This window comes from Clostridium sp. K13 (assembly GCF_019734195.1).
Taxonomy (GTDB): Bacteria; Bacillota; Clostridia; order Clostridiales; family Clostridiaceae; genus Clostridium.
In genome coordinates this window covers 1-5,896 of the sequence record NZ_JAASHM010000069.1, presented here as the reverse complement: position 1 = coordinate 5,896, position 5,896 = coordinate 1, and the positions used below count along the sequence as shown (strand labels likewise).

The 5,896-nt window shown below is 28.4% G+C and carries 2 protein-coding genes and 1 pseudogene; all 3 read left to right on the top strand.

Annotated features, from left to right (window positions below; genetic code table 11):
* Positions 1-255: 255 nt before the first annotated feature.
* Positions 256-1,740: pseudogene (locus tag HCG76_RS18600) on the top strand (beta-N-acetylhexosaminidase family protein); the annotation flags it as partial.
* A gap of 18 nt (positions 1,741-1,758) precedes the next feature.
* The gene (locus tag HCG76_RS18590; protein ID WP_311776410.1) at positions 1,759-3,063 is read left to right on the top strand and encodes a discoidin domain-containing protein; all 1,305 of its coding nucleotides are present in this window, start codon (positions 1,759-1,761) and stop codon (positions 3,061-3,063) included.
* Positions 3,064-3,228: 165 nt separating this feature from the next.
* Positions 3,229-5,271 carry an InlB B-repeat-containing protein gene (locus HCG76_RS18585; protein WP_221701756.1) on the top strand — a complete coding sequence of 681 codons (2,043 nt, stop codon included), beginning with the start codon at positions 3,229-3,231 and terminating at the stop codon, positions 5,269-5,271.
* Positions 5,272-5,896 lie beyond the last annotated feature (625 nt).

Sequence of the window (5,896 nt, the reverse complement as noted above, 5' to 3'; positions counted from 1 at the left end):
ATAGCAAGGATTTATCATGAATGTTTTTTTATTTTATTCAGTTGTAAAATTATTCAAGTATTTTTGCACTATTATAGATATAATAAGAATATTTAGTGTGTTATCAATTAAGTTTGAGCATAAGCTGAAAAGGAATATTATCTTAGATTAAGAGATAATGTTATTCTTTTCGGCTTTTTTTTTGCTTAAAAATATAAAATTTTTAGGATTTTAATATTTACCTTAAGAAAAATTTTAGTATATGTTAAGTAGATAATGTTAAAACATAATAAATATTATGTATTAATATATAAATTTGAAAAAGGGGAGAGAAAAATGAAAAAATCATTTATTAAAAAGTTGAGTTTGTCTTTAGTATTAACTTTAGGCGTTGGAATTTTATCTAATACAACGTTAGTACATGCAGACAATAAGACGCAGTATATCGAAAAATATGAAATTTACCCAATTCCACAAGATATCCAATATACTGGAGGTAATGTAACAATTCCTAATGAGGTAAACGTTGTATTAAAAGGAGCTATAGATGAAGCAACTCAAAATCATCTACAAGATACCTTACAACTATTAGATTGTAATATAGTAGTATCTAATCAATTAGAAGAAAATAAGTTTAATATTATAGCAGGTATTTCATCTGAAGAGATAGGATATACACCAAAAACTGAGAATTTATTTAATAAATTTGATGCTAACGTTATAGAGATTAGTGATAACGGTATTAAATTAATAGGAAATGATAGTGATGCGTTATATTGTGCAGTAACAACTTTACAATTAATGATAGAACAATCATCAAATAATCAATTACTAAAAAATGTTGTAGAAGATTATGCTGACATTCAATATCGTGGATACATTGAAGGATATTACGGTATTCCATGGTCAAATCCAGAAATAATTTCTTTAATGGAATTTGGCAGTAAAACTAAGTTAAATACATTCATTTTTGCACCAAAGGATGATCCTTATCATAATAGCAGATGGAGAGAACCATATCCTCAAGAAGAGTTAAATAAAATGGCGGAAATAATAGAGGCTGGTGTTAGAACTAAAAATAGATTTGTTTATGCTATTCATCCATTTATGAGTAATGGTATAAATAAAGAAAATTATGATCAAGAAATGCAATATATAATAGATAAGTTTGAGAGTTTATATGCTTTAGGAGTAAGACAATTTGCATTGCTTGCAGATGATGCAGTTTCTGAAACGGCTTTACAAGTTAAGGCAATTAATACTTTAACTGATTGGTTAGATTCTAAAGAGGGTACATATCCTTTAATTTTCTGTCCACAAGCATATAGTGGTTGGCCAGGAGCATCTTATTATAATCAATTTAGAGATGGAACAACAATTACAATTGATGGACAATCACAACAAGTTCCAGCAGTTAAAGAAGATGTTGAAATTATGCATACAGGTCCAGCTATAATTGGTAATGTAGATGACAATTTAAATAATGGATTTAAAGATGTATCTGGACGTTATCCATATATGTGGTTAAACTGGCCAGTTAATGATTACACAGATTCAACATTATTTATCGGTAAAGCAGAAATGCTTAAAAAGACTAACAAATTAAATGGATTAGTTTCAAATCCAATGTGTGAAGCATAACTATCAAAAATAGGGTTATTCCAAATAGCTGATTTCTCTTGGAATGTTGATGATTTTAATGTTGATGCTTCATGGGATGCTTCATTTAAAAATGTTGATGAAGCAGTAGAAAATGAGTTGAGAGTTTTAGCTAGACATATGTCATATCCAAGGGATGGTGTTTATCATCAAACAGGATTAGCATGGGCAGAATCAGAAGATTTAAGAGAACCAATTGATGCATTAAAAAATAAATTAGAAGCTGGTGAAAATGCAGCAACTGAGGCTCAAGCATTAAAAGTTAAGTTAGAGGAAATATTAGCAGCTGCTAATTCATTAATGGAAAAAGCACAAAATGAAGGGTTAAAAAAAGAATTTGCTCCATATAAAGAATCGTTATCTGCTACATTAGAAGCCGCTATTGCAGGATTAAACTCTATAATTGCAATTAGTGAAGAAGATTACGATATTGCTTGGAATGAATATTCAAATATAGCAACTAAAATTGCTGCTTCAAACTCTGTGACTAAACCTGGATTTAAACCAGGAGGATATACAAATTTAGAGGTTAAACCAGGTACTAAGAGATTACGTCCTTTAGCTACTTATTTAAATTCAAAATTAGGTAAGGAATTAAATAAAATACTTGGATTAGAAGGTGAAGATGCAAAATTATATTATAACTTTACACAATGGGCTAATGTAGCAGAAAGTGAATTTAATAAATACTATGATGGAGATATGTCAACATATACTAAATTAGAATATGGTGGAATACAACAAGTGGGAGGTTATTTTGGATTAGATTTAGGTGAAGTTAAAGATTTAATGAATGTATCAATTACACAGGGGGCTAATGATTCTGACAATGATATATTCCATTATGCAGTTCTTGAAGTATCTAAGGATGGAGAAAGTTGGACAACTATAAAGGACTATTCAGAAGAGTCTGCTCCTCACAATATAAATGTAGATACAAATACTTCAGCACGCTATGTTCGTTTACGTTTAAGCAAGCAAGGATATAACAATAAGCCAGATTATTGGTTACACATACGTGAAATGTCTGTAGTTGTTAATGATGGTGTTAAATTAGTAACTAATGTTGAAAATATTAATGGGGCTAATATTGTTGATAATAAGGGTAGTATAGCATTAGAACTACAAGGAACTACATTAAATAATGATGAATTTGTTGCTGTTCAATTATCTAAATTGGAATCAGTTAATATAGATAATATAAAGTTATCAGAGGGGCTTATTCTTGAACATTCAGAAAACTTCAAGGTTTGGAATACCTTAGAAAATGCTAGTGGTGAGATAGTTGCTCGTTACGTAAGAATAAAAAATACTTCAGATGTTGCTAGTGATTTAAGCACAATTTTAAATATTAGTATTGAACAAATTGAAGAACCAAAAGTAACAGTAGGTACTACTTATGGATCAGTTGATGCTAATGGATGAAGAAAGGATAACCCTTCTCAAAAAATACTTTCAGTAGATGGATTACAAGAAGGAAATCATAATATTACTATATTAACAGAACCTAGTGGAGCAAATAAAAACCAATATAAAGCATCAGTAGATAAGTTTGTTGTTAAAAATGGAGAAGAAACTTCAGAAGTTAATATGACAACAACAACTCCAGGACTTGTATTATCAACAGGAAATAGTTCAAAGGCATGGAGTATGTGGTCACCAAAGACTGGATGGTTAAATCAAGATGAAATGTATTTAGTTGATACAACTGGTACTATCGAATATGAATTCAATGGAACTGGTATTGAATTATATGGTGCATTTGGACCAGATATGTGTAAATATAATTACTTTATAGATGGTGTAGCATATGATAATTCACTAAACAATGTATTTGATGGACAAGATTCTACTAAAGGTCACTACAAAACTAAGAACTTAACTATAGATATGGGACAAAAAGTTGTTTTAAATCATATTCAAGTTAAAGTTGCAGAGGATGTAGCAACTGAAAATCCACAAGCAGTATTAGGACAAGGTAAGGTACAAGTTTCAGTAGATGGTAATGAGTGGATTAATGTAAAAAGCTTTAATATTCAAGGAAATGAACAAACAGAAGATGGATTTAATGGACGTGAGGTACCATATTTCTGGATGGATATTAATGTTGAAGGAAATACAGAATATAGATATATTCGTTTAGCATATGAAGAAGAAAAAGAGTTTATAGTAAATGAAATTTCAATTAATAATGGGCAATCATTACTTGGAAGTAAAGTATACGAAATTTCAACTACTGAAGAATTATCTAATACAAATCAATTATCAAGTTTAGTTGATAAACAGTTAGAAACAAAATTTACTATACATGCAACTGAAAATTCAGGATATTTAACTTATAAGTTAACAGATAGAGATCAAATTTCTGCTATTACTATAATTCAAAATGCTAATACTATTTCAAATGCTAATGTTGAAGTATTAACAAATGGAAAATGGAAAGCTATTGGAGTATTAGATAAGTCAATAAATTTATTTGATGTTAGTAATTTAGGAAATACAACAGATCTTAAGATTTCATATGACTCTATGGCAAAGGATTTTCAATTAATTGAAATAACTTACACAACAGATTCTAATTTGGTGCCTCCTGTTGAAGTCAATTTTAATGTTACATTTGTAAATGGAGAAAATAAAACTGTAGTGGAAGTATTAGAAGGTGAAACTGTTATAAGACCAGAGGATCCACAAAAGGAAGGATATTCTTTCTTAGGATGGTATTTTGGAGATGAGTTATTTGATTTTAATACTAAAATAACAGAAGATATTATTTTAGAAGCCAAATTTGAAAAGCTTGTTACTACTAATAAACAGGCACTACAAATAATTATTGATTATGCTGATGAGATATTATCAGAAGGGATGTTGGAAGGTGTAGTTCCAGCTGTAGTTAAAGAGTTCAATGAAGCATATGAAAATGCAAAAATAGTTTTATTAAATTCATCTGAGACTCAAAAAGAAGTAGATGATGCATTCATTAGATTAAGTAATGTAATTCAAATGTTAGAGTTTAAAAAAGGTAATAAAGAACAGTTAATTTCTTTAGTAGAAAAAATAGATAAGTTAAATTCAGAAGAATATATAAAAGCTACTTGGGATAACTTATCAGTAGTATTATCAACTGCTAGAAATGTAATTGTAGATGAAAACGCAATGGAAGAAGAAGTTAGTAATACTTATGAAAGTTTAATAAGAGCATTCTTACAGTTAAGATTAAAACCAAATAAGGATAGGTTACAAGATTTAATAGAGAAAGTTGAAGAGTTAGATTCTGATAAATATACAGAAGAGTCTTGGAACAATTTAAAAGATAGATTAAATGATGCTAAATATATTATGACTAACGAAGAAGCAACTGAAGAGGATATTGAAAAAGCAACTAATGCTTTAGAAATCGCATTAGAAGAATTGGTTATTGCAGATGCAAGTGATGTTAATAACGGTAACAATAATAATTCTGGAGCAGAAAGTGGTAATGGAAATAACTCCCCTGAAAATAATAGCAGTAATTCTAATGTAAATAACTCTAATAAATTACCTAAAACAGGAGGAACATCTGCGGCTACAGTTGGATTATTAGGTGTATTGACAGCTGGAGCAGGTGTAATTCTAAGTAAAAAAAAGAATAAATAAGTTGATTTATATTTGTAAAGATTAAATTAGTTTATTATATTACTTCATAAAAGGAAAAATAGGATAATTTTTCTTAAGATTATAGATAAAAAGTACTTTCTAAATTTTGAGAAAGTACTTTTTTTTAATTTTATTTGTTTAAATAATAAAATTATAATTGTTATATAACGTTAATAAACTATATATATGTAGATTAATGTAATGATTTTATAAGTGTTGATAATGTTAATTATGTTGATAAGTCTAAACTTAAAACAAATAAGCCTGTGGATAATGTGAATTAAGTGGATAGATTTTATAAAAAATAGCAACACTGTTCCTAGCGTATCAATATAAGAAAAATGTAGTATATAGATGAAAAATGTAGAGAAATAGGTTTAAAGTTGTATTATAATTTATTATGACTAATAATTAAATTCATTAGATGATATTATAAGTCTTGTCCTAAGGAACACAGCAAGTAAGTCGAAAGGCTAAAAGCAAATTTTTATCAACAAAAACAACATAAAAAAATGTTGAAAAAAGATGTTGACATAAAAGTTTCTCAGTGATAAGATAAGGAAGTCGCTTCGGTGCGACAGAGTAAATGGTCTTTGAAAATTGAACAGAATATAGTTAAAGTAAA